Annotated in this window: 15 protein-coding genes and 1 pseudogene; 12 read left to right on the top strand and 4 right to left on the bottom strand. The window is 70.9% G+C overall.

All coding sequences use genetic code 11. The features are described 5' to 3' along the window. The first annotated feature begins 41 nt into the window (after positions 1–41). The 6 genes from MKK58_RS15370 to bioD all read left to right on the top strand — a co-directional run bounded on the left by MKK58_RS15370 (position 42) and on the right by bioD (position 5098). On the top strand, positions 42–770 hold the full coding sequence (locus MKK58_RS15370; protein WP_243912905.1) for an amino acid ABC transporter ATP-binding protein: 729 nt from the start codon (positions 42–44) through the stop codon (positions 768–770). Between the two features lie 250 nt (positions 771–1020). Continuing rightward, positions 1021–1518: a lipocalin-like domain-containing protein gene (locus MKK58_RS15365; protein WP_243912865.1), complete on the top strand. Its 498-nt coding sequence runs from the start codon at positions 1021–1023 to the stop codon at positions 1516–1518. Between the two features lie 198 nt (positions 1519–1716). After that, the gene (locus MKK58_RS15360) at positions 1717–2322 is read left to right on the top strand and encodes a HupE/UreJ family protein (RefSeq protein WP_243912864.1); all 606 of its coding nucleotides are present in this window, start codon (positions 1717–1719) and stop codon (positions 2320–2322) included. Between the two features lie 112 nt (positions 2323–2434). Further along, on the top strand, positions 2435–3370 hold the full coding sequence (locus tag MKK58_RS15355; RefSeq protein WP_243912863.1) for a ring-cleaving dioxygenase: 936 nt from the start codon (positions 2435–2437) through the stop codon (positions 3368–3370). A gap of 229 nt (positions 3371–3599) precedes the next feature. Next, on the top strand, positions 3600–4373 hold the full coding sequence (locus tag MKK58_RS15350; protein WP_238278203.1) for a ferredoxin--NADP reductase: 774 nt from the start codon (positions 3600–3602) through the stop codon (positions 4371–4373). Beyond that, positions 4370–5098 (top strand): dethiobiotin synthase, encoded by a 729-nt coding sequence (bioD, locus tag MKK58_RS15345; protein ID WP_243912862.1) that lies wholly within the window; start codon positions 4370–4372, stop codon positions 5096–5098. Before MKK58_RS15350 ends, bioD begins: the two co-directional genes overlap by 4 nt. Here the strand turns inward: bioD and MKK58_RS15340 are convergent. The 4 genes from MKK58_RS15340 to ptsP form a co-directional block, all read right to left on the bottom strand. After that, positions 5061–6551, bottom strand: a complete 1491-nt coding sequence (locus tag MKK58_RS15340; RefSeq protein WP_243912861.1) for a carbohydrate porin — start codon at positions 6549–6551, stop codon at positions 5061–5063. The genes bioD and MKK58_RS15340 overlap by 38 nt on opposite strands. Before the next feature lie 73 nt (positions 6552–6624). Next, entirely contained in the window at positions 6625–8331 is a 1707-nt protein-coding gene (locus MKK58_RS15335; protein WP_243912860.1) for a fructose-specific PTS transporter subunit EIIC, read from the bottom strand. Between the two features lie 172 nt (positions 8332–8503). After that, positions 8504–9475 carry a 1-phosphofructokinase gene (gene pfkB, locus MKK58_RS15330; protein WP_243912859.1) on the bottom strand — a complete coding sequence of 324 codons (972 nt, stop codon included), beginning with the start codon at positions 9473–9475 and terminating at the stop codon, positions 8504–8506. Beyond that, positions 9472–12048, bottom strand: a complete 2577-nt coding sequence (gene ptsP, locus MKK58_RS15325) for a phosphoenolpyruvate--protein phosphotransferase (RefSeq protein WP_243912858.1) — start codon at positions 12046–12048, stop codon at positions 9472–9474. The genes pfkB and ptsP overlap by 4 nt, the downstream gene beginning before the upstream one ends. Positions 12049–12263: 215 nt before the next feature. Between ptsP and MKK58_RS15320 the strand changes: the two genes are divergently transcribed. The 6 genes and pseudogenes from MKK58_RS15320 to MKK58_RS15295 all read left to right on the top strand — a co-directional run bounded on the left by MKK58_RS15320 (position 12264) and on the right by MKK58_RS15295 (position 22544). After that, positions 12264–13247, top strand: coding sequence for a LacI family DNA-binding transcriptional regulator (locus MKK58_RS15320; RefSeq protein WP_243912857.1), 984 nt, complete (start codon positions 12264–12266; stop codon positions 13245–13247). Positions 13248–13619: 372 nt separating this feature from the next. Beyond that, positions 13620–16283 carry a pyruvate dehydrogenase (acetyl-transferring), homodimeric type gene (gene aceE, locus MKK58_RS15315; RefSeq protein ID WP_243912856.1) on the top strand — a complete coding sequence of 888 codons (2664 nt, stop codon included), beginning with the start codon at positions 13620–13622 and terminating at the stop codon, positions 16281–16283. A gap of 109 nt (positions 16284–16392) precedes the next feature. Next, positions 16393–17715: pseudogene (aceF, locus tag MKK58_RS15310) on the top strand (dihydrolipoyllysine-residue acetyltransferase); the annotation flags it as partial. Between the two features lie 44 nt (positions 17716–17759). After that, on the top strand, positions 17760–19610 hold the full coding sequence (lpdA, locus tag MKK58_RS15305; RefSeq protein WP_243912854.1) for a dihydrolipoyl dehydrogenase: 1851 nt from the start codon (positions 17760–17762) through the stop codon (positions 19608–19610). Between the two features lie 139 nt (positions 19611–19749). Continuing rightward, entirely contained in the window at positions 19750–20190 is a 441-nt protein-coding gene (locus tag MKK58_RS15300; RefSeq protein WP_243912853.1) for a hypothetical protein, read from the top strand. A gap of 107 nt (positions 20191–20297) precedes the next feature. Beyond that, positions 20298–22544, top strand: coding sequence for an NADP-dependent malic enzyme (locus tag MKK58_RS15295; protein WP_243912852.1), 2247 nt, complete (start codon positions 20298–20300; stop codon positions 22542–22544). Positions 22545–22693 lie beyond the last annotated feature (149 nt).

The raw sequence follows: 22693 nt of genomic DNA, 5'->3' as shown, positions 1-22693 counted from the left end.
CGTCTCTCAACACCGCGCCGGCCCTTGCGACCACGGGTCCGATGATCACGATGAAGTCCGTCAGCAAATGGTACGGCGACTTCCAGGTCCTCACCGACTGCACCACCACCGTGAACAAGGGCGAGGTGGTGGTGGTGTGCGGGCCGTCGGGGTCGGGCAAGTCCACCCTGATCAAGACCGTCAACGCCCTCGAGCCCTTCCAGAAGGGCGAGATCGTCGTCGACGGCACGCCCGTGCACGACAAGAAGACCAACCTGCCGAAGCTGCGCGCCCGGGTCGGCATGGTGTTCCAGCACTTCGAGCTGTTCCCGCACCTCTCCATCACGGAGAACCTGACCCTGGCTCAGAGGAAGGTGCTCAAGCGCGACGAGGGCAGCGCCCTCAAGACCGGCCTGTCGCTCCTCGACCGGGTCGGCCTCTCGGCGCACGCCAAGAAGTTCCCGGGCCAGCTCTCCGGCGGACAGCAGCAGCGCGTGGCCATCGCCCGGGCGCTGGCCATGAACCCCGTCGTGATGCTGTTCGACGAGCCGACCTCGGCCCTCGACCCCGAGATGGTCGGCGAGGTGCTCGACGTCATGGTGCAGCTCGCCCGCGAGGGCATGACCATGATGTGCGTGACCCACGAGATGGGCTTTGCCCGCAAGGTCGCCAACCGGGTGATCTTCATGGACAAGGGCGAGATCGTCGAGGACGCCACCAAGGAGGACTTCTTCGCCAACGCCCGCTCCGAGCGCGCGCAGAACTTCCTGTCCAAGATCCTGGTCCATTGATCCGCGCGCGCTGATCCGCGCGGCGAAACCACGGTCGCGTCGGCGCGGGAGAGGCGGTTCCGGTGAGACGGAACCGCCTCTCTGTCGTTCGAATGCCCGCTTCCGGACGCCGGTCCGGCTCCCCCGGCCCCCGAAACGCTCTATGCCGGGAGGGCCGAGCTTCATCGGCGGGCGGACCCGTCCCGAGACGGACGGGTGGCGGTGCACCAAGCATCCCCAGGGTCCGCACCTTCAGGGAGAGACGCGATCCATGCGGACACGCACGACGATGATCCTTGCCGGCCTCGCCGCGGCCGGCCTGCTCGCCGGCCCGGCCCGGGCCGAGACCCCGGCGGCCCTGAAGGGCCTCTGGAAGCTGGTTTCCTACGAGGTCGAGGTCCGCGCCGACGGCAGGAAGCAGCCGGTGATGGGCGACCACCCCACGGGTTTTGCCTATTTCACGCCGGACGAGCGCGTGTTCTTCCTGCTCACGGGGGAGGGGCGCAAGCCCGCCGAGACCGACGCCGAGCGCGCGGCCCTGATGAAGACCCTCGTCTCCTACACCGGCAAGGTCACCCTGAAGGGCGATCAGTGGACCGCCAAGCTCGACGCCGCCTGGGACCCGAAATGGGTCGGCACCGAGCAGACCCGCACCTTCGCCATCGAGGGCGACCGCCTGCGGGTCCTCACCCCCTGGCGGGTGATGCCGAACTGGGCCGACCAGGGGGAGACCCGCAGCATCGTCACCTTCGAACGCACGAAGGATTGAGCGTTGCCCCGGGGATCGCGCGCAAGGGATTTCACGGGAGAGATTTCACGGGAAACAGGGCCTGAGCGCCCGGTGGCACCGACGCCGCATCTCCGGGAGCCGCGTCCCCCGCGGCCCCGGGGGCTGTACACGGGCATGGCGGTTGCTAGTTACAGCGAGCGGGGCCGTCGCCCCCCATTCCAGATCCGGGATCCGTCGATGACACCACGCCTCGCCTCCCTGCCGGCCCGCGTCGCCCTCGCGGCGACGTCGGTTCTCGTCGCGACGCCCGCCCTCGCGCATCCGGGCCACGAGGCCGCGTCGGGCTTCACGGAAGGCTTCCTGCATCCCCTGAGCGGGCTCGATCATGTGCTGGCGATGGTGGCGGTGGGCCTCATCGCGGCCCGCATCGGCGGCCGCGCCCGCCTCCTCGTGCCGCTGGCTTTCGTCGGCATGATGGTCCTCGGCGGCGGTCTCGGTGTCGCCGGCATCGATCTGCCCTTCGTGGAGATCGGCATCGCCCTCTCAGTGGTGGTGCTCGGCGCGGCCCTGGCCCTACGCCCCGCCCTGCCGGTGGCCGCCGCCATGCTCCTGGTCGGCGCCTTCGCGGTCTTCCACGGTCACGCCCACGGCGCCGAGATGCCGGAGACGGTCTCCGGCCTCGCCTACGGGGCCGGCTTCGTCGGCGCCACAGCGCTCCTGCACGCGGTGGGTCTCGGGCTCGGCCTCTCCGCCGGGCGCCTCGCGCGCAGCCTGCCCGCCCTGCGCGTCGCCGGCGCCGGTCTCGCCGTGGCGGGCCTCGGACTCCTCACCGCCGCGCTCTGACGGCGGGTGCCACCCCGACCCACCGAACGGCCCCCGCACGGGGGCCGTTTTGCTTTCATGGCCCCTCCCACCCATGTGAGGGGACCCGCGCGCGGCCAGCCAGGAACGCACGATGCAGCTCACCGGAATCCACCACCTCACCGCCATCACCGCACAGGCCGCCGACAACCTAGCCTTCTACACGCGCGTCCTCGGCCTGCGGCTGGTGAAGAAGACGGTGAACCAGGACGACGTCTCGGCCTACCACCTGTTCTACGCCGACGGCCTCGCCTCGCCCGGCACCGACATCACCTTCTTCGACTGGCCCGCACCGCAGGAGCGGCGCGGGACCAACAGCATCAGCCGCACGGCCCTGCGTGTCGCCGGGCCGGCGGCGATCGACTGGTGGCGCGAGCACCTGGCCCGGCAGGGGGTCACCCACGCCGTGCCGGTGGAGCGGGACGGCCGTCTCACCCTCGATTTCGAGGACGGCGAGGGCCAGCGCCTGATGCTGGTGGACGATGGCGGGGCGGGCGAAGCCCATCCCTGGGCGCAGAGCCCCGTGCCGGCCGAGCACCAGATCCGTGGCCTCGGCCCGATCCGACTCAGCGTGGCACAGATCGCGCGCACGGAGGCCGTCCTCACCGAGGTGCTCGGCATGAGCCATGACCGGGATTACGAACTGCCCGAGGGCGAGGTCCGGGTCTACCGCATGGGGGCGGGCGGTCCTGCGGCCGAAATCCATCTCGTGGCCGAGCCGAAGCTGGCGCCGGCCCGCCAGGGCGCGGGCGCCGTGCACCACGTCGCCTTCCGGATTCCGGATGCCGATTACGACGCCTGGGCGGACCGCCTGAAACAGCGCCGTGTGCCCTCCAGCGGGCCGGTGGACCGCTACTATTTCCGCAGCCTCTACTTCCGCGAGCCCAACGGCATCCTGTTCGAGATCGCCACGGACGGGCCGGGCTTTGCCACCGACGAACCGATGGAAACCCTCGGCGAGCGCCTCGCCTTGCCGCCGTTCCTGGAAGGCCGTCGAGCCGAGATCGAGGCGGGGCTGAAGCCCCTCTGATCCCGCGCGCGGGCGATCGGGTCCTCGTCCGGCGTCGGATCTCCGTGGAGGGAGGCTCTTCGCACGAACAGACCGGAGTGCCCGTCACGACACGGCGGCGCCCCGTGTGCGAGGCTTGAGCGCGATGCAGGACGGGTGCGTTGTCATGTGCCTTGACGGGCCTACCGCAGGTGCGAGAAGACCCCGGGCAAAGCTTCGAGATTCGAGCGAGAGTCGAGACGGACCGTCGATGAGCAAGTTCAACGAGGAGCGTGTGCTGAGCGTCCACCACTGGACGGACACGTTGTTCTCCTTCCGCACCACGCGTGACCCCGCCTTCCGCTTCCGCAACGGCGAATTCGTGATGATGGGCCTGGAAGTCGAGGGCCGCCCGCTGCTGCGCGCCTACAGCGTCGTCTCGGCCAATTACGAGGAGGAGCTGGAGTTCTTCTCGATCAAGGTGCCGAACGGCCCGCTCACGTCGAAGCTGCAGCACCTCAAGGTCGGCGACCCGATCATCGTCGGCAAGAAGCCCACCGGTACCCTGGTGCTCGACAACCTGATGCCGGGCAAGCACCTCTACCTCCTCGGCACCGGCACGGGGCTCGCCCCCTTCATGTCGATCATCAAGGACCCGGAGACCTACGAGCGCTTCGAGAAGGTCGTGCTCGTCCACGGCTGCCGGCAGGTGCAGGAACTCGCCTATGGTGAGACCATCACGCAGGACCTGCCGAACCACGAGTTCCTCGGCGAGGTCATCAGCGCCGGCCTGATCTACTATCCCACCGTCACGCGCGAGCCCTTCCGCAACCGCGGCCGCATCACCGACCTGATGACCTCCGGCAAGCTGTTCGAGGATATCGGTCTGCCGCCGATGTCCATCGAGAACGACCGCTTCATGCTCTGCGGCTCGCCCGACATGATCCGCGACACGCGCATGCTCCTCACCGATGGCGGCTACGAGGAGGGCAACCACGGCGAGGCCGGCCACTACGTCATCGAGAAGGCGTTCGTCGAGAAGTGAGCCACCCCCGCGCCGTCTTCATCGCCGGCGCCGGCACCGAGATCGGCAAGACCTACGTCACCGCCGCGCTGACGCGGCGGCTGCGGGCGGCGGGTCGTCCCGTGCGCACCCTCAAGCCGCTCGCGAGCGGCGTGCCCGCCCTCGACGATTCCGACTTCGCGGCGAGCGACACGGCCCGGCTCCTGGCCGCCCAGGGCCTGGCCGTCACGCCCGCGACGGTCGCGGCCTGCTCGCCCTGGCGCTTCGCGGCGCCGCTCAGCCCCGATCTCGCCGCCGCCCGCGAGGGGCGGGCGCTGGCCTTGGCCGATCTCGTCGGCTGGTGCCGCGACGCGATTCGGGCGACGCCGCCCGGTGGCACCCTGCTGATCGAGGGCGTCGGCGGCCTGATGAGCCCGGTCACCCCGGAGGCCACCGGCCTCGACTGGCTCAAGGCCCTCGACCTCCCGGCCCTCCTCGTCTCGGGCTCCTATCTCGGCGCCATCAGCCACGCGCTGACGGCGATCGAGACCCTGCGGGCGCACGGCGTACCGCTCCGCGCCGCGATCGTCTGCGAGAGCCCCGACGCCCCGACGCCGCCCGATTTCGTCGCCGGGGCCATCGCCCGCCACGGCGCCGTGGCGACCCACATCGTTCCCCGCGACGGCGCCTGCCCGGATGGCCTCGCCGACCTGATCGGCGGGCCCGACGCTACTGCCCCGGTCCCCGGGCGAGCCCCGCCAGGGTGAACAGGTCCACCGAGAGCTTGGCACCGATCACGAAGGCGTCGGGAATGTTCTTGCGGTAGAACGGGAAGCGGGTCTGGTCCGGGTTGATGATGTACTGGAGGTTCGGCGTCAGCCGCACCGAGGGCGCGACCTGGATGCCGTAGTTCAGCTCCATCATGATCTGCTGGCGCGGAATCGTGCGATCGACGCCGAGGCTGTTCTGCGCCAGCACGATGTTGGAGAGCGCGAGCGGCGAAAACTTCTGGGTGTTGATGACGAAGCCCAGCGTGTCGAAGGGCCGGCCCGCGAAGGTGCCGGTCTGGAGCGCGCCGATCTCCAGGAAGTAATCCTCCACCAAGCGCCCCGAGGTGCCCGCCATGGCGACGCCGAACAGGGTCAGGCCCTGGATGCCGGCGGGGTCGGGCCGCCAAACCATCTGGTCGAAGCGGGCATAGATCCCGGAGCGCCCGAACCGGGTGGCGGGGTCGAGGCCGGTGAGCACCGAGCGCTGCCCGGTGACGTCGCGGACCGGATCGGCATAGTCGGAGGCGTCGTACCAGCCGCCGATGCCGTAATTCCGGGGCAGGGGATCGTTGGCGAAGGTGGTGGAGTAGCCGAGTTCGAACGGCAGGATCGCGCCGGTGGCGCCCCGCGTCGAGAAGTCGAGGCCGTTGTCGCCGGGTTGCTGGTGGCGCGGGTTCACCTCGTAGACGCCCGCGTGGAAGAACACCCGGTCGGTGAGCCAGGCCTTGGCGTGCGCGCCCCAGCTCGAGACCGGCCAGAACGTGAAGTTCGAGGTCTTGAACACGAAGGTCGGGTTGCCGCAGGCGGAGTTGGATTGGAAGTTGCAGTAGATCGGCGAGTTGAGGAAGGCGATGTTGGCCACCAGCCGGCCGAACTCGACGATCAGCCGGTCGTCGAACAGCATCTGCTCGTAGCTGAGCAGGGTCAGGCGAGTCGTCTGCCCGCCGCCGAAGATCTCCTGCACGGAGGTGTTGTTGCCGATGGACCGCTCCGACAGGCTGTTGCCGTGCCGGTTCGTCACCGCGACGTGGACGGCGCCGCCCGCGATGCCGGCCAGCCGGTTCAGGTCGGCGTCGATGCCGAAGAACACCTGCCCCGCATAGGCGCCGCCCTGGCGAATGCCGCCGATGGGGTTGGCGGCCGCCTGCCCGGTGTAATTGGCGATGAAACTCAGGCCGTTGCCGAGGTCGAAGGTGCCGGCCGCCAGGGTCGGCGGGGTCGCGCTCTGGCCCAGGGTGTCGGCGGCCCCCGCCGCGCTGTCGGCGCCCGAAAAGCCCTGGCCGTCGGGCTGCGGCGGCCGGGCGCGGGTCCGCTGCAGGGCGGGGCGCCGCACCGTCTCCGGCACGCCGAGGCCGGTCCCGGCCTCCAACCCCTGCGCCCGCGCATCCGGCGCAGCGGCCATCGTCGCCAGTCCGAGGCCGAGTGCGGCCGCCTTCCATCCCTTGCCCATCTCTCGTCTCCCCTCATCGTTCGGCGTGTGGATGTGCCCGGTCTTGGCGCCGGGCCTGTCGTGGTCGGTGCGGTCAGGCCGCCCGCTTCTTCAGGAGGCCGACCAGCAGCCCCGTCACCAGGGTGCCGACGGCGAGGGCGATCAGCGCGCCGGGCAGGTTCGTCACCGCGTTGGGGATCGGCAGGATGAACAGGCCACCATGGGGCACCTTGATCTCGACGCCGACGCTCAGGGCGATGGCGCCCGCGAGCGCGGAGCCCGCAACCATCGCGGGGATGACCCGGAGCGGATCGGCCGCCGCGAACGGGATCGCCCCTTCCGTGATGAAGGCCGCGCCCAGCACCGCCGCCGCGCCGCCGGCCTCGCGCTCGGGCTTCGAGAAGCGGGCGGGGAACAGGCGGGTGGCGAGAGCGATGCCCAGCGGGGGCGTCATGCCGCCGATCATCACCGCCGCCATCGGGGCGGTGATGCCGGAAGCGATCAGGGCGGCGGAGGAGGCATAGGCCGCCTTGTTGACGGGCCCACCCATGTCGACCGCCATCATGCCGCCGAGGACGAGGCCGAGGAGCACCGCGCTGGTGCCCTGCATGCCCTTCAGCCACTCGGTGAGCGCGGCCAAGATTGCCGCCACCGGTACGCCGACCACGTAGATCATCAGGAGCCCGGTGATCGCGGTGGCGAGCAGGGGCAGGATCAGGACGGGCTTCAACCCCTCCAGGTTCCGGTGGAGGCGGATGTGCTTGTTGAGGAAGGACGTCGCGTAGCCGGCAATGAATCCGGCCGCGATGCCGCCGAGAAAGCCCGCCTGGAGGTTGGCGGCCAGCATGCCGCCGATCATGCCGGGCGCGATGCCGGGCCGGTCGGCGATGGAATAGGCGATGTAGCCGGCGAGCGCCGGCACGATCAGCGCGAAGGCCGCCTTGGCGCCGATCTCGCCCAGCGCGAAGCCGAGGGTTCCGGCATTCTCGGGCTTCATTGCGTCGATGCCCCCGAAGGCGAAGGCGAGCGCGATGAGGAGCCCGCCCGCCACCACGAAGGGCAGCATGAACGAGACGCCGGTCATCAGGTGCTTGTAGGCGCCGGCCTTCGTCTCGGCGGCGGCCGGGCGGGCCGGTCCCTTGGCGACGGCTTCGCCCCCGTGGACCTGGGCCTCCGCGAAGGCGGTGGCGATCAGGCCCTTGCCGTCCCGGATCGCCGCCTTGGTGGTGGTGGCATAGAGCTTTTTGCCGGCAAAACGCGCCCGGTCCACGCCCGTATCGGCGGCGATCAGCACGAGGTCGGCCGCCGCGATCTCCTCCGGCGTGAGGGCGTCGCGAGCACCGACCGAGCCTTGCGTCTCCACGCGGATCGGATGGCCCAGGGCCTCGGCCGCCGCCTGAAGGCCCTCGGCCGCCATGAAGGTGTGGGCGATGCCGGTGGGACAGGAGGTGACGGCGACGATTTTTTTCGGAATGCTCGCGGCGACCGGGGTCGGGGCATCCCCGGAGAGGACGCGGTCCAGCACCGCCTGCGCGTCGGTGAGCACGTCCTCGATCCGGATGCGGGCCCGGCGCATCGCCCCGAACCGGCCCTCGCCGAGATCGCCCTCGCCGATGAGCAGCACCGCCTCGGCCCCCTGGATCGCGCTGGCGCTGAGCGGGTTCCCGCCGACGCCCTTGCCGCGCAGTTCCACCTCGACAGCCTGCCGGCGCCGCTCGGCCGCCTTGCGCAGGGCCGCCCCGGCCAGCACCGCGTGCAGGCCCTGATCCCCACCTCCCACCACCGCCAACACCTGGGTCATGGCTTCCTCCTGCTGATGATTCGTGTTCGATCGTTGCGTCGTTCGCGCGCGTCCCCCTCCCCCTTGCGGAGAGGGGTTGGGGGTGGGGGTGGTTGGGCGACCCTCAAGCTGCGGAGGCTGGCAGAGCTACCCCCACCCCGCCGCCCTCCCCGCAAGGGGGAGGGGGCCAGCGCTACGCCCGGTGAGAGAGCGTCTCGATCCGCACCGTGGCGGCGATGGCCCGCACGGTCTCGCGCGGCGGCAGGTTCGCCCCGGCCTGGCCGAGCTTGCCGGCCGCGAAGGCGAGCGCCAAGCGGGCGGTGTCGGCCAGGGGCAGCTCCGCATGCAGTCCGGCCACGAGCCCGGCCACCAGGGCGTCGCCGGCCCCCACCGTGCTGGCGATCGTGGTCGGGGGCGGCAGGGCGTGCAGCGTCTCGGCCTCGGTGACGAACAGGGCCCCCTCGGCGCCCAGGGAGACCACCACCAGGGGGATGCCCCGCACCCGCAGGTCGTGGGCGGCGGCGGCGACGGCGGCGAGCGTCGGCAGGGGGCGCCCGGCCCATTCCTCCAGCTCGTGCCGATTCGGCTTGATCGCGAAGGGGAGGGCGTCCGCCGGAGCCGCGAGGGCGGCGGCGAGGGCCGGCCCGGACGCGTCGAGGATCACGCGGACGCCGCGCGCCACCAGGGCGGCGGTGAGGTCCGCATAAGTCCCGGCCGGCAGGCCGCCGGGCAGGCTGCCGGCCAGGACCGCGAGGGCGCCTTCGGCGGCGCGGCTGCGCAGGACCGCCCGCACCGTGACCAGGGCGTCCGCCGTCACGGCGAGCCCCGGCAGGTTGATGTCGGTGGTGTCGCCGCTCTGCGCGTCGAGGAGCTTGAGGTTGGTCCGGGTCTCGCCGGGGATCCACGCGAAGGCATCCGCGATGCCCTTGGCCTCCATCAGGGCCTGGAACGGGGCGGCGTTGTCCTGGCCCAGCACCCCGGTGGCGGCCACGGGCACGCCCCAGTCAGCCAGGCAGGCGGCGACGTTCACGCCCTTGCCGCCCGCGTCGCTGCGCACGCTGCGGGCGCGGTGGACCGCCCCGGGAACCAGGGCGTCGAGCACGACGGTCTGGTCGAGGGCCGGGTTCAGGGTGCAGGTCACGACCCGCGCGCCGTCGACGCTCATGCGACCGCTCCCATGATCTCGTGGGCGAGCGCCCGGACCCCGGCCGCATCCTCCTGGGCGCAGGCCCGGGCGGCGAGCGCCCGCAGGTCGCCGATCTCGGAGGCACGCAGGCGCGCCTTCACGGCGGAGACGTCCCGGGGCGTCATCGAGAGCTCGTGCACGCCGAGGCCGGCCAGCAGGCAGGCTCCGAACGGATCGCCCGCGATGCCGCCGCAGACGCCGACCCAGCGCCGGTGCCGGGCCGCGCCCTCGCAGGTCATGTGGATGAGGCGCAGCACCGCCGGGTGCAGGCTGTCGGCCTCGGGCGCGAGGTCGGTGTTCTGGCGGTCGATGGCCAGGGCGTACTGGGTCAGGTCGTTGGTGCCGATGGAGAAGAAATCGCAGTGCCGGGCCAGGGCATCGGCCTGGATCGCGGCGGCCGGCACCTCGATCATGATGCCGAGCGGCACTTCCGGCGCGTCGAGGTCGCGCCGGATGCGGTCGCAATGGGCGCGCAGGGCCAGCACCTCGGGCACCGAGGTGATCATCGGGAACATGATCGAGAGCGGCGCGTGCTGGCCGACGGGGGCGCCTGCTGGCACGCCGTTCTTCACCGTATCCTTGGCCGTATCCTTGGCGGCGCGGTAGAGGGCGCGCAGCTGCGGCTCCATCAGGTCGGGCCGGCGCAGGAGCAGGCGGGCGCCGCGCACGCCGAGGAAGGGGTTCTCCTCCTTGGGCAGGTGGAGATGCGCCACCTGCTTGTCGCCGCCGATGTCGAGGGTCCGCACGATGAGCGGCCGGCCGGCGAGCGCCGTGAGCATGCCCCGGTAGGTGGCGTACTGGTCGTCCTCGGAGGGCGTGTCGCCGCGCTCCAGGAACAGGAACTCCGTGCGCATCAGGCCGACGCCCTCCGCGCCCTGGTCGAGGGCCAGCGGCACCTGCTCGGGGTTGTTGACGTTGGCGCCGATGGCGACCACGTGCCCGTCCGTGGTGCGGGCGGGCAGCGCCCGGGCGCGGGCTTCGTCCTCGGCCTTGGCGCGCTGGCGCTCGCTCCAGGCCCGGGCCGAAGCGAGGTCCGCCGCGCTCGGGTCGAGGTAGAGGCGCCCGGTGCCGCCGTCGAGGATGGCCTGCGTGCGGTTCTCCAGGGCGAGCAGCCCGGGCCCGCCCGCCACCATGGCGGGGATGCCCAGCGTCCGGGCGAGAATCGCGGTGTGCGAGGTCGGGCCGCCCTGCGCCGTGGCGAGGCCTATGACGCGGGCGGGGTCGAGCCCGGCGGTGTCGGAGGGGGCGAGGTCGGGGGCGACCAGGATGCATGGAACGTCCGGCAGGTCGTGGCCGCTCTTCAGGGCCGGATCGATCTGGGCCAGCACACGGCGGCCGACGTCGCGCAGGTCCGCCGCGCGGGCGGCGAGCACGGGGTTTCCCAGGGCCGAGAGCTTGGCGGCCATCCGCTCCACGGCCTGGTTCCAGGCGAAGGCGACGCCGTGGCCCTCCACCATGAGCTGGCAGGCCAGGGTGATGAGGTCGGTGTCGGCGATGAGCTCGCCCTGGGCCTTGAAGATGCCGGCATCGGCCGCGCCGAGGCGGCGCGCGGTGTCGTCGGCGAGCGCCCGGAGCTGTCCGTCCGTGGCCTCGAGGGCCGCGTGCAGGCGGTCGCCGCCGCTCGTCAGGGGCTCCGGCTCGTCCGGCACCACGGGCTCGGCGAGGCTGAGGACGTGGATGGGGCCGATGACGAGGCCGGGGCTGGCCCCGAGGCCGGCGAGCGCGCGGGGCGCTTCGGCCGGGTTCCAGCCCGCCACCGGGCCCGACGCCTTGGCGGCGGCATCGGCGGCCGCCTGCGCGGCGGCCTTCTCGCCGGCGCTGAGGCCGGTCACCGCCTTGCAGATCTTCGCGAGCGCCCCGGCCTCGTCGTCGCCCTCCGCCGAGATCGTCACCGCGTCGCCGCAGCGCAGGCCGAGCTGGAGCAGGGCGATGAGGTTCTTGGCGTCCGCCACCTCGGCGCCGTGCCGCACCTGGATCCGCGCCGGGCAGGTCCGGGCGACCTCCACCCAGTGCGAGGCCGGGCGGGCATGCAGCCCGGTCGGATAATCGACCGTCCACTCGAAGCGCTGGCTGAGGTCGGTGGCGGGGCCGGCCGCGCCGGGGCTCGCCGCGTCCTCGCCGAGGGCGGCGGCGATCACCTCCTTGGCGGTCGTGTCGCGCAGGGCGGTGAGGCGGGCCTCGTCCTGGATCAGGCGGGTGAGGCGGCGCAGCACCGTGATGTGCGTGTCGGACTGCGCCGCGATGGCGACGACCAGATGCGCGACCTGACCGTCGTGCCAGACGATGCCCTCGGGCACCTGCAGCACCGCGAGCCCACTCTGACGGACGAGGTGGCGGTCGTCGACCATGCCGTGCGGGATGACGACGCCGTGCCCCAGATAGGTGTTCGACACCGCCTCCCGGCGCAGCATGCTGGCCTCGTAAGCCGGATCGATGCAGCCGGCCGCCACGAGGAGCTGCGCCGCCTCCCGGATGGCCGCCTCCTTGGTGGCGGGCGCGGCGGCGAGGCGGATGAGCAGGCGCGGGCTCATGGGGGGTGTCGGTGCGAGCATGGCGTGCTCCTCCCGTCAGGGGTGTTGGGCTTCTCGTTGCAACCAATGAAAACGTTTTCATAAAATCTGTCAATCCAGATTGGTGAAATAGTGCAAAATCGACGATTGCCCACCCTGCGTATCGGTGCCAATGTCGGCGCCATGATGCTGAAAACGTTTCCTATCGCAGGCGGTCCGCACCCGGGTGTCGCGCACCGTCTCAGGCGTCCCGCCCGATGAGCGTCGGGATTCGCGACGTCGCCCGTGCGGCGGGGGTCTCGACCGCGACGGTCTCGCGGGCCCTCGGGCGCGGGCCGGTCAGCGAGGCCCTGCGCCAGCAGGTCGAGGCGGCGGTACGCGCCACCGGCTACAGGCCCAACCTCTCGGCCCGCCGCCTGCGCTCGCAATCGACCCAGACCATCGGCCTGATCGTGGCCGATATCCGCAACCCGTTCTTCACAGCGGTGAGCCGGGCGGTGGAGGATGCGGCCTATGCCGCCGGGATGCGGGTGATCCTCTGCAACACCGACGAGGACCCGGACCGCGAGGCCCTGTACCTGCGCCTGATGGAGGAGGAGCGCGTCACCGGCCTCATCTTCGCCCCGACCCGGGTCACCGCCGAGGCGATGAAGGCGGGCGACCTCGAGGTGCCGGCGGTGCTCATCGACCGGGCCGGGCCGCCCGGCGCCCATGACAGCGTGGTTCTCGACAATGTGGCGGCGGCCGCCCAGTTGGCCGAGCACCTCTGGGCGCAGGGTTACCGCCGGATCGGCGGCCTGTTCGGCGCGACGAGCTCCACCGCGCAGGAGCGCCGGGCGGGCTACGAGGGCGCGCTGCGCCGGGTCGGGGCCGAGCCCCTGGCGCGGGTGGCCGCCCCCAACGCCGCCGCCGCCGAGGCGGTCCTGGCGGCGTGGCTGGCCGGGGACGACCGCCCCGATGCGCTGGTCCTCTCCAACGGTCTGATGCTGATGGGCGCGGTGCGGGCGGCCCGGCGTCTCGGGCTCGCCGTACCCGGAACCCTCGGCCTCGCCGGCTTCGACAACGAGCCCTGGACGGACCTCGTGGAACCCGGCCTCACGGTGATCGAGCAGCCGGTCGCCGAGATCGGCGCGCAGGCGATGACGCTGCTGTTCGACCGCCTGAAGACGCCGGACCAACCCGTCCGCAAGGTCACCCTGAGCGGACGGCTCATCGTGCGCGGCTCGTCCCGGCGCGCCTGAGGCGCGGTGCGGATTTCGGGACAGGGGCGCGCGGCCGTGCGGGGCGTGCAGGGCTGGGTTGACGAGCCCGGGGGCGGCGCGGCCGCAGTCCCGACCCGGATGCAACCCTAGGCACTTGCGGACGCGAATCCATGCGTCTCGCGCCGGGAAAACGGGCACCCGGCGATCAACCTCATCCGGGCCGGTCTGGAAACCCAGACAAAAAAATTCAAACGCGTAACAAATATCGCAGACCGAAGACTTTGTGGTTTCGCGAACCCATTGCCACAAAACACGAAAAGCGCTTGGTTGGGGTTGGCACGAACGCTGCTGAACGGCGCTCAGCCAAATAAGCGGGTCCCGCGATCCGCATAAAAGTTATGGAGGATGCCCATGGAGCGTAGCCGCGATCTCGATCCGGTCGAGACACAGGAATGGCTTGATTCGCTGGACGGCGTCCTGGACGTCGACGGCCCGGAGCGCGCCCATTACCTGATCGAGCAGGTCATCGACGGGGCCCGCAAGAAGGGCGCTCCAGTCCCCTATTCGGCCAATACTGCCTACCTGAACACGATCCTGCCCGAGAAGCAGGACCCGCATCCCGGCGACCGCGCGATCGAGCACCGCATCCGCTCGGCGATCCGCTGGAACGCCATCGCGATCATCCTGCGGGCCAACAAGGATTCGTCCGAGCTCGGCGGCCACATCGCCAGCTTCCAGTCGGCCGCGACCCTCTACGACACCGGCTTCATGCATTTCTGGCGGGGCGCCGACGCCAATCACGGCGGCGACCTGATCTACGTACAGGGCCATTCCTCGCCCGGCGTCTATGCCCGCGCCTTCCTCGAAGGCCGCCTGACCGAGGAGCAGCTCCTGGGCTTCCGCCAGGAAGTCGGCGGCAAGGGCCTGTCCTCCTATCCCCATCCCTGGCTGATGCCGGACTTCTGGCAGTTCCCCACCGTCTCGATGGGCCTCGGGCCCCTGATGGCGATCTACCAGGCCCGCTTCCTGCGCTACCTGCACCACCGCAACCTCGCGCAGACGGACGGCCGCAAGGTCTGGGCCTTCATGGGCGACGGCGAGATGGACGAGCCCGAGAGCCTGGGCGCCATCGCGCTCGCCGCGCGTGAGAAGCTCGACAACCTCGTCTTCGTCATCAACTGCAACCTCCAGCGCCTCGACGGCCCGGTGCGCGGCAACGGCAAGATCGTGCAGGAGCTCGAGGCCGATTTCCGGGGTGCCGGCTGGAACGTCATCAAGGTGCTGTGGGGCTCAGGGTGGGACGCCCTGATCCAGAAGGACAGCACCGGCATGCTGGCGCGCCTGATGGAGGAATGCGTCGACGGCGAGTACCAGGACTTCAAGTCGAAGAGCGGCGCCTACGTGCGCGAGCACTTCTTCGGCAAGTACCCGGAGACGGCGGCCCTGGTGGCCGACTGGTCGGACGACGACATCTGGCGCCTCACCCGCGGCGGCCACGATCCCCGCAAGGTGTTCGCGGCCTACAGCGCCGCCTCCAAGCACAAGGGCCAGCCGACCCTCATCCTCGCCAAGACCGTCAAGGGCTACGGCATGGGCGAGTCCGGCGAGGGCCAGAACATCACCCACCAGCAGAAGAAAATGGGCGAGGCGGTCCTCAAGCAGTTCCGCGACCGCTTCCAGATCGACCTCTCGGACGACCAGCTGAAGGAGATCCCCTTCATCAAGTTCCCCGAGGGCAGCCCCGAGCACAACTACCTGATGGCGCGGCGCGCGGCGCTCGGCGGTCCGCTCCCGGCCCGGCGGCGCAAGTCGCAATCCCTGGAGATCCCGCCGCTCTCGGCCTTCGGCGCGCAGCTGAAGGAGACCGCGGGGCGCGAGATCTCCACCACCATGGCGTTCGTGCGCATCCTCAACACGCTCCTGCGCGACAAGAACATCGGCAACCGCATCGTGCCGATCGTGCCCGACGAGAGCCGCACCTTCGGCATGGAGGGCATGTTCCGCCAGTTCGGCATCTTCTCCCAGGTCGGTCAGCTCTACCGGCCGGAGGATGCCAACCAGCTCATGTACTACAAGGAGGACAAGAACGGTCAGATGCTCCAGGAGGGCATCAACGAGCCGGGCGCGATGTCGTCCTGGATCGCGGCCGCGACCTCCTACTCGCATTCCGACGCGCCGACGATCCCGTTCTACGTCTACTACTCGATGTTCGGCTTCCAGCGGATCGGCGATCTCGCCTGGGCGGCGGGCGACATGCGGGCCCGCGGCTTCATGATCGGCGGCACCGCCGGGCGCACGACCCTGAACGGCGAGGGCCTGCAGCACGAGGACGGCCACAGCCACCTCATGTCCTCGACGATCCCAAACTGCGTCTCCTACGACCCGACCTTCTCGTACGAAGTCGCGGTGATCGTGCAGGACGGCCTGCGCCGGATGTATGCCGAGCAGGAGGACGTGTTCTACTACATCACCGTGATGAACGAGAACTACGAGCACCCCGGCATGCCGGAGGGCGCAGAGGCCGGCATCATCAAGGGCATGTACCTGTTCAAGGAAGGCCCCGCGGAGAAGACCAAGGGCCACCGGGTGCAGCTCCTGGGCTCGGGCACCATCCTGCGCGAGGTCATCGCGGCCGCCGAACTCCTGGAGCAGGATTTCGGGATCAGTTCCGACATCTGGAGTTGCCCGAGCTTCACGGAGCTGCGCCGCGATGCCATGGCGGCGGAGCGCTGGAACCTCCTGCACCCGCTGGAGGGCAAGCGCCTCTCCCACGTCGAGACCTGCCTCACCGGCCGCACCGGCCCGGTGATCGCCTCGACGGACTACATGCGGCTGTTCGCCGACCAGATCCGCACCTGGGTGCCCGGACGCTACCGCGTGCTCGGCACCGACGGCTTCGGCCGCTCGGATTACCGGGTCCGCCTGCGCGACTTCTTCGAGGTCAACCGGCACTGGGTCGTGGTGGCGGCCCTGCACAGCCTCGCCGAGAACGGCGTGATCCCGGCCCAGACCGTGGCCGACGCCATCGCCAAGTACGGCATCGAAACGGACCGGCCGGCACCCTGGACCGTCTGATCCGACTTCGCGCCGGCCGCCTGAGCGCGGCCGGCGCCCCGACTTCCCGACCCTTTCACCGAGCAGACCGCACGAGGGGGCCCGCCAGAGGCCTCGACTCAGCCAGGGAGACTACGCAGTGGGTATCGAGATCCAGATTCCGGACATCGGCGACTTCAAGGACATCCCGATCATCGAGATCCACGTGAAGGAGGGCGACACGATCGGGCCCGACGACCCGCTGGTCTCGCTGGAATCCGACAAGGCGACCATGGACGTGCCCTCGCCGAGCGCCGGCGTGGTCGAGAAGATCCTGGTCAAGCTCGGCGACAAGGTCAGCGAAGGCTCGCCGCTCCTCGTGTTCAAGGGCGAGGGCGCCAAGGGTGATACGGCCGGCGCCGCGAAGGCCGCCGAGGCCCCGGCCGGCGCCGATGGCGCCGCCCTCGTGGCCAAGCAGGAGCCGGCCCCGAGCGCCGCTCCGGCCGCCAGCGCGCCCGCCCCGGCCGGCAACCTCCCCGACTTCTCGCAGGTCCATGCCAGCCCCGGCGTGCGGCGCCTCGCCCGCGAGCTCGGCCTCGACCTCACCGCCGTGAAGGGCACCGGCGAGAAGGGCCGGATCACCAAGGAGGACGTGAAGGGCCACCTCACCCGCTCGGCCGCCCCGGCCCCCGCGGCCTCCGGCACGGCCGCCTTCTCGGGCGGCGGCATGGGTATCCCAGAGATCCCGGCCGTCGATTTCTCGAAGTTCGGCCCGATCGAGACCCAGCCCCTGTCGCGGATCAAGAAGATCTCCGGCGCGCACCTGCACCGGTCCTGGCTCAACGTGCCGCTGGTCACCCACCAGGACGAGTCGGACATCACCGAGACCGATGCCTACCGCAAGGAACTCGACAACGCCGGCAAGGAGCTCAAGGACAAGGGCTACCGCGTCACTCTGCTGGCGTTCCTCATCAAGGCCGCGGTCTCGGCCCTACGCAAGCATCCCGAGTTCAACGCCTCGCTGTCGCCTGAGAAGGACGCGCTGATCCTCAAGCGCTACTACAACATCGGCGTGGCGGTGGACACGCCGGACGGCCTCGTCGTGCCGGTGATCAAGGATGCCGACCGCAAGGGCATCATCGAGATCAGCCGCGACCTCGGCGCGATCTCGGCCAAGGCCCGCGACGGCAAACTCTCGGCGGCCGACATGCAGGGCGCCACCTTCTCGATCTCGAGTCTCGGCGGCATCGGCGGCACCTCCTTCACGCCGCTGGTCAACGCGCCGGAAGTCGCGATCCTGGGTGTGGCCCGCTCCAAGATGAGCCCGGTCTGGAACGGCACCGAGTTCAAGCCGCGCCTGATCGTGCCACTCTCGCTCTCCTACGACCACCGCGTCATCGACGGTGCGCTCGCCGCGCGCTTCGCCCGCCACCTCGCCCACGTCCTCGAGGACGTCCGGCGCCTCGTCGTCTGACGTACGAGGCCCGGTCCGCGCGAAACAACGAGTGAGGTGAAGCGATGAGCAGCAACGACGTCCACCTGCCGGATATCGGCGACTTCAAGAACGTGCCCGTGATCGAGGTTAGCGTCAGCCCCGGCGACGTGATCTCGGCCGACGACGTGATCATCGTGCTGGAATCCGACAAGGCCACCATGGACATCCCGTCCCCGGTGGCCGGCACGGTGGCCGAGGTGAAGATCAAGCCGGGCGACACGGTGAGCCAGGGCGACCTGATCCTGGTGATGGCCGAGACCGCCGGTGCCGGCGCGGCCAAGCCCACCGTGACGGACACCACCAAGACCGGCGCAGCCGCCGCTCCGGCCGCCGCCCACGCCCCGGGCGAGGGTCAGGCCGGCTACGGCTCGGCCGCGACCCAGGGCGGTGCCGGTGCCACCAAGGCCGCCGCCCCCCAGGGCGCGGCTCCGGTCTCCGGCGAGGAGATGCGGGCGCAGGTCCTCGTCATCGGCGCCGGCCCCGGCGGCTACACCGCGGCCTTCCGGGCGGCCGATCTCGGGCAGTCGGTGGTGCTCGTCGAGCGCTGGCCGAGCCTCGGCGGCGTCTGCCTCAACGTGGGCTGCATCCCGTCCAAAGCCCTGCTGCACGCGGCCAAGGTCATCGACGAGAGCCACGCCATGGCGGCGCACGGCATCTCCTTCACGGCGCCGCAGATCGACATCGACAAGCTTCGTGAGTGGAAGGACGGGGTGGTCAAGCGCCTCACCGGCGGCCTCAACGGGCTCGCCAAGCAGCGCAAGGTCACGGTGGTGACGGGCGAGGCCCGCTTCGTCTCGCCCCACCAGGTCGCGGTGGAGCACGAGGGCCAGACCCGGATCATCGGCTTCGACCACGCGATCATCGCGGCGGGTTCCGAGCCGGTGCAGATGCCCTTCATCCCGCACGACGACCCCCGGGTCATCGACTCGACCGGCGCGCTCGAACTCGACGGCGTGCCGGCCCGCCTCCTCGTGATCGGCGGCGGCATCATCGGGCTGGAGATGGCAACCGTCTACCACGCGCTCGGCTCGAAGGTGACCATCGTCGAGCTGATGGACCAGATCATCCCCGGCGCGGACAAGGACATGGTCACGCCGCTGATGAAGCGCATCCAGAAGCAGTACGAGGCCATCCACCTCAAGGCCAAGGTCACCGCCGTCGCGGCGACGCCGGAGGGCCTGAAGGTCTCGTTCGAGGGCGGCACCGCGCCGGCGAGCGACACCTTCGACAAGGTGCTGGTCTCGGTGGGGCGGCGACCGAACGGCAAGCGCATCGGCGCGGAGGCGGCGGGTGTGGCCGTGGACGAGCGCGGCTTCATCGCCGTGGACAAGCAGATGCGCACCAACGTGCCCCACATCTTCGCCATCGGCGACGTGGTCGGCCAGCCGATGCTCGCCCACAAGGCGACGCATGAGGGCAAGGTCGCGGCCGAGGTCGCCGCCGGCAAGGCCAGCGCCTTCGACGCCAAGGTCATCCCCTCCGTGGCCTACACGGACCCCGAGGTGGCCTGGGTCGGCATGACGGAGAACGAGGCCAAGGCGAAGGGCATCAAGGTCGGCAAGGGCGTGTTCCCCTGGGCGGCCTCGGGGCGCTCCCTGGCGCTGGGGCGCGAGGAGGGCCTGACCAAGGTCCTGTTCGACCCCGAGACCGACCGCATCCTCGGCTGCGGCATCGTCGGGCCGTCGGCGGGCGACCTCATCGCGGAGGCGGCACTCGCCATCGAGATGGGGGCGGATGCCGAGGATATCGGCCTGACCATCCACCCGCACCCGACCCTGTCGGAGACGATCGGACTGGCGGCCGAGGCCTTCGAGGGCACCATCACCGACCTCTACATGCCCCGGAAGGACGGGCCGAAAAAGGCCGGTCACTGAGGCCGGTCACTACAGGCCGCTCGGCGGGATCGGCGGCGCGCCGGGGATGGGCGGCGCCGCATCGGGAAGACAGGATCGCGCCGGGACCGGCGCGGTCCTCGCGGAGCCCGTACCGGCTCCGGCTTCGGGAGACGCGCTGATGTCATCGAACGAGCCCGAATCCGACCCGGCGCTCCGGCGCGCCGAGGCCGCCCGCGATGCCGTCGCGGAGGCCATCGAGAATTATCTCGACCGCCTCGCCACGGTGGGCCGGTCGGCCCGGGCCGATGTCGATGCGGACCTCCTGGCCGCCCGCCGGCTGATGGCCCGCAACACCCACCGTCAGCTCGCCGCCAACCTCACCCTGGTGCAGGGGCTGATGGAGGCGCGCACCCTGCCGGCGATGCTGAAACTCCAGCAGGATTTCCTGCGGCGTCAGATGGATTGGGCGATGCGCGACTGGGACCTGGCCCGAGCCCAGACCCTCGATCTCCTCGCCGAGGGGCGCCGGGCGGCCGAGGGCGGACCCGATCCGGTTCCGCCGCCGCCGGGCGAACCGGAAGCCGCGGCCTCGGAACCGCCACCCGCCGACCCAGCCTGATCCGCCGACGCGCGAACCGCCCGCCACCCCCATCCGGATGCCAACCGACCCGCCCCCCCGGCGGGACGGACGGCGCCTGTCACCCAAAACCCCGAAAGGATCACCCCATGAGCAAAGACACGGACCTGCGCGCCCCGGGCGCCGCCGCCAACGCCGATGCCGGCACCGAGGCCGCCCTAACCCGGGCCGCCCTCGATTACCACCGCTTCCCGACGCCGGGTAAGATCTCGGTGCAGCCGACCAAGGACATGAGCACGCAGCGCGACCTCGCGCTCGCCTATTCCCCGGGTGTGGCCGCCGCCTGCATGGCGATCGCGCACGAGCCCGACGAGGCCTACAGCCTGACCTCGCGCGGCAACCTCGTCGCCGTCATCACCAACGGCACGGCGGTGCTCGGCCTCGGCAATATCGGCGCGCTCGCCGGCAAGCCGGTGATGGAGGGCAAGGGCTGCCTGTTCAAGAAGTTCGCCGGCATCGACGTGTTCGACATCGAGGTCGACGAGACCGACCCGGAGAAATTCATCGAGACCGTCGCCCGGCTGGAGCCGACCTTCGGCGGCATCAACCTCGAGGACATCAAGGCCCCCGAATGCTTCGTCATCGAGACGAAGCTGCGCGAGCGCATGAAGATCCCGGTCTTCCACGACGACCAGCACGGCACCGCCATCGTGGCCGCCGCCGCCCTGATCAACGCGCTGCAAGTGGTGGGCAAGCCGATCGAATCCGCCACCCTGGTCTGCTCGGGCGCGGGTGCGGCGGCCATCGCCTGCCTCAACATCCTGGTGGGCCTCGGCCTGAAGCGCGAGAACATCCTCGTCTGCGATTCCCGCGGCGTCGTCTCCACCGACCGGATGGCCAGCCTCGACGAGCAGAAGCGGGCCTATGCGCGGGACACGCAGGCCAAGACCCTCGGCGACGCCGTCGCGGGCGCCGACATCTTCCTCGGCGTCTCCCAGGGCGGCGTGCTCAAGCCCGAGATGGTCGCCGGCATGGCCGACAAGCCGATCATCCTGGCGCTCGCCAACCCCGACCCGGAGATCCTGCCGGCGCTGGCCAAGGAGGTTCGGCCCGACTGCCTCATCGCCACCGGCCGCTCGGACTACCCGAACCAGGTCAACAACGTCCTGTGCTTCCCCTTCATCTTCCGGGGCGCCCTCGACGTCGGCGCCACCGAGATCAACGAGGCGATGAAGCTCGCCGCCGTGCGCGCCATCGCAAACCTCGTCCATGCCGAGCAGTCCGACGTGGTGGCCGCGGCCTACGGCGCCAACGACCTGCGCTTCGGGCCCGACTACCTGATCCCCCGGCCCTTCGACCCGCGCCTGATCACCACCGTCGCCCCGGCGGTGGCCCAGGCCGCCATCGACAGCGGCGTCGCCGCCCGGCCGTTCAAGGACATCGAGACCTACCGCCGCTCCCTGGAGCGCCTGGTCTACACCTCCGGCACGGTGATGCAGCCGGTCTTCGCCGCCGCCTCCGAGGCCGGGGCCAAGCGGATCGCCTACGCGGAGGGCGAGGAGGACCGGGTGCTCCGCGCCGCCCAGGTGGTGGTGGACGAGCGCCTCGCCACCCCGGTCCTCGTCGGCCGGGCCGAGACCATCGCGAGCAAGATCGCCAGCCTCGGCCTGCGCATCCGCATCGGCACGGACGTGCACGTCGCCGAGACCAGCCCCGAGGCCGGCGCCACCGTGCGGGCCGCCCGGCTCCTCGCCGCCGGCGAGGTCGACGGCATGCTCTGCGGCACCACCGGGACCTATCCGGCCCACCTCGCGGATGTGACCGGGGCGATCGGCCTGAAGCCGGGCGCGCACGGCCTCGCCGCCATGGGCCTGCTTCAGCTGCCCCGGCACACGCTGTTCATCTGCGATCCCTACATCCACCGCGACCCGAGCGCAGCGGAGATCGCCGACATGACGGTGCTGGCCGCCGCGGAGATGCGCCGCTTCGGGCAGACGCCGCACGTGGCCCTGGTGGCGTCCTCGAATTTCGGCAGCGTCGACGATCCGGTGTCGCGCAAGATGCGGGAGGCCCTCGCCCTGATCCGCGCCCAGGCGCCGGATCTCGAGGTCGACGGGGAGATGTCGGCCGACACGGCACTGAGCCGCACGATCCTCGAGCGCCTGCGGCCGAATTCGACCCTCACCGCCGAGACCAACCTCCTGGTCATGCCGAACCTGGAGGCGGCCAACATCACCTTCAACGCCCTCAAGGTGGTGGCCGGTCAGAGCGTCTCCGTCGGCCCGATCCTGCTCGGCGCGGCGCGCCCGGTCCACATCCTCACCCCCACCGCCACCGTCCGCGGCATCGTCAACATGACGGCCCTGACGGCGGCGTCCGCCGACGTGGCGGGCTGAGTGAGGGCAGGGGAGGGGGCAGCCTCTCCCCCCGCGCCGTACTTCCGGACGTCGGCGGCGTGCAATCCAGAGCCGCCGACGGTGCAAGGCCTCGCACCACCTGTGCGTTTGGACCCCGGGTTCCGCTGCGCGGCCCCAGGATGACGGAG

The sequence above is a fragment of the Methylobacterium sp. J-078 genome (genome assembly GCF_022829285.1).
Lineage (GTDB): Bacteria > Pseudomonadota > Alphaproteobacteria > Rhizobiales > Beijerinckiaceae > Methylobacterium.
This window is presented reverse-complemented; position numbering and strand designations above follow the sequence as displayed.

Excerpts from the sequence above, each read along its gene's own strand:
- pfkB (WP_243912859.1), bottom strand. The coding sequence starts at position 9,475 with ATGAGCGTCGACGGCGCGCGGGTCGTGACCTGCACCCTGAACCCGGCC.
- MKK58_RS15335 (WP_243912860.1), bottom strand. The coding sequence starts at position 8,331 with ATGACCCAGGTGTTGGCGGTGGTGGGAGGTGGGGATCAGGGCCTGCAC.
- MKK58_RS15350 (WP_238278203.1), top strand. The coding sequence starts at position 3,600 with ATGAGCAAGTTCAACGAGGAGCGTGTGCTGAGCGTCCACCACTGGACG.
- MKK58_RS15320 (WP_243912857.1), top strand. The coding sequence starts at position 12,264 with ATGAGCGTCGGGATTCGCGACGTCGCCCGTGCGGCGGGGGTCTCGACC.
- MKK58_RS15370 (WP_243912905.1), top strand. The coding sequence starts at position 42 with ATGATCACGATGAAGTCCGTCAGCAAATGGTACGGCGACTTCCAGGTC.
- MKK58_RS15360 (WP_243912864.1), top strand. The coding sequence starts at position 1,717 with ATGACACCACGCCTCGCCTCCCTGCCGGCCCGCGTCGCCCTCGCGGCG.
- MKK58_RS15300 (WP_243912853.1), top strand. The coding sequence starts at position 19,750 with ATGTCATCGAACGAGCCCGAATCCGACCCGGCGCTCCGGCGCGCCGAG.
- MKK58_RS15340 (WP_243912861.1), bottom strand. The coding sequence starts at position 6,551 with ATGGGCAAGGGATGGAAGGCGGCCGCACTCGGCCTCGGACTGGCGACG.
- MKK58_RS15355 (WP_243912863.1), top strand. The coding sequence starts at position 2,435 with ATGCAGCTCACCGGAATCCACCACCTCACCGCCATCACCGCACAGGCC.
- MKK58_RS15365 (WP_243912865.1), top strand. The coding sequence starts at position 1,021 with ATGCGGACACGCACGACGATGATCCTTGCCGGCCTCGCCGCGGCCGGC.
- aceE (WP_243912856.1), top strand. The coding sequence starts at position 13,620 with ATGGAGCGTAGCCGCGATCTCGATCCGGTCGAGACACAGGAATGGCTT.
- MKK58_RS15295 (WP_243912852.1), top strand. The coding sequence starts at position 20,298 with ATGAGCAAAGACACGGACCTGCGCGCCCCGGGCGCCGCCGCCAACGCC.
- lpdA (WP_243912854.1), top strand. The coding sequence starts at position 17,760 with ATGAGCAGCAACGACGTCCACCTGCCGGATATCGGCGACTTCAAGAAC.
- ptsP (WP_243912858.1), bottom strand. The coding sequence starts at position 12,048 with ATGCTCGCACCGACACCCCCCATGAGCCCGCGCCTGCTCATCCGCCTC.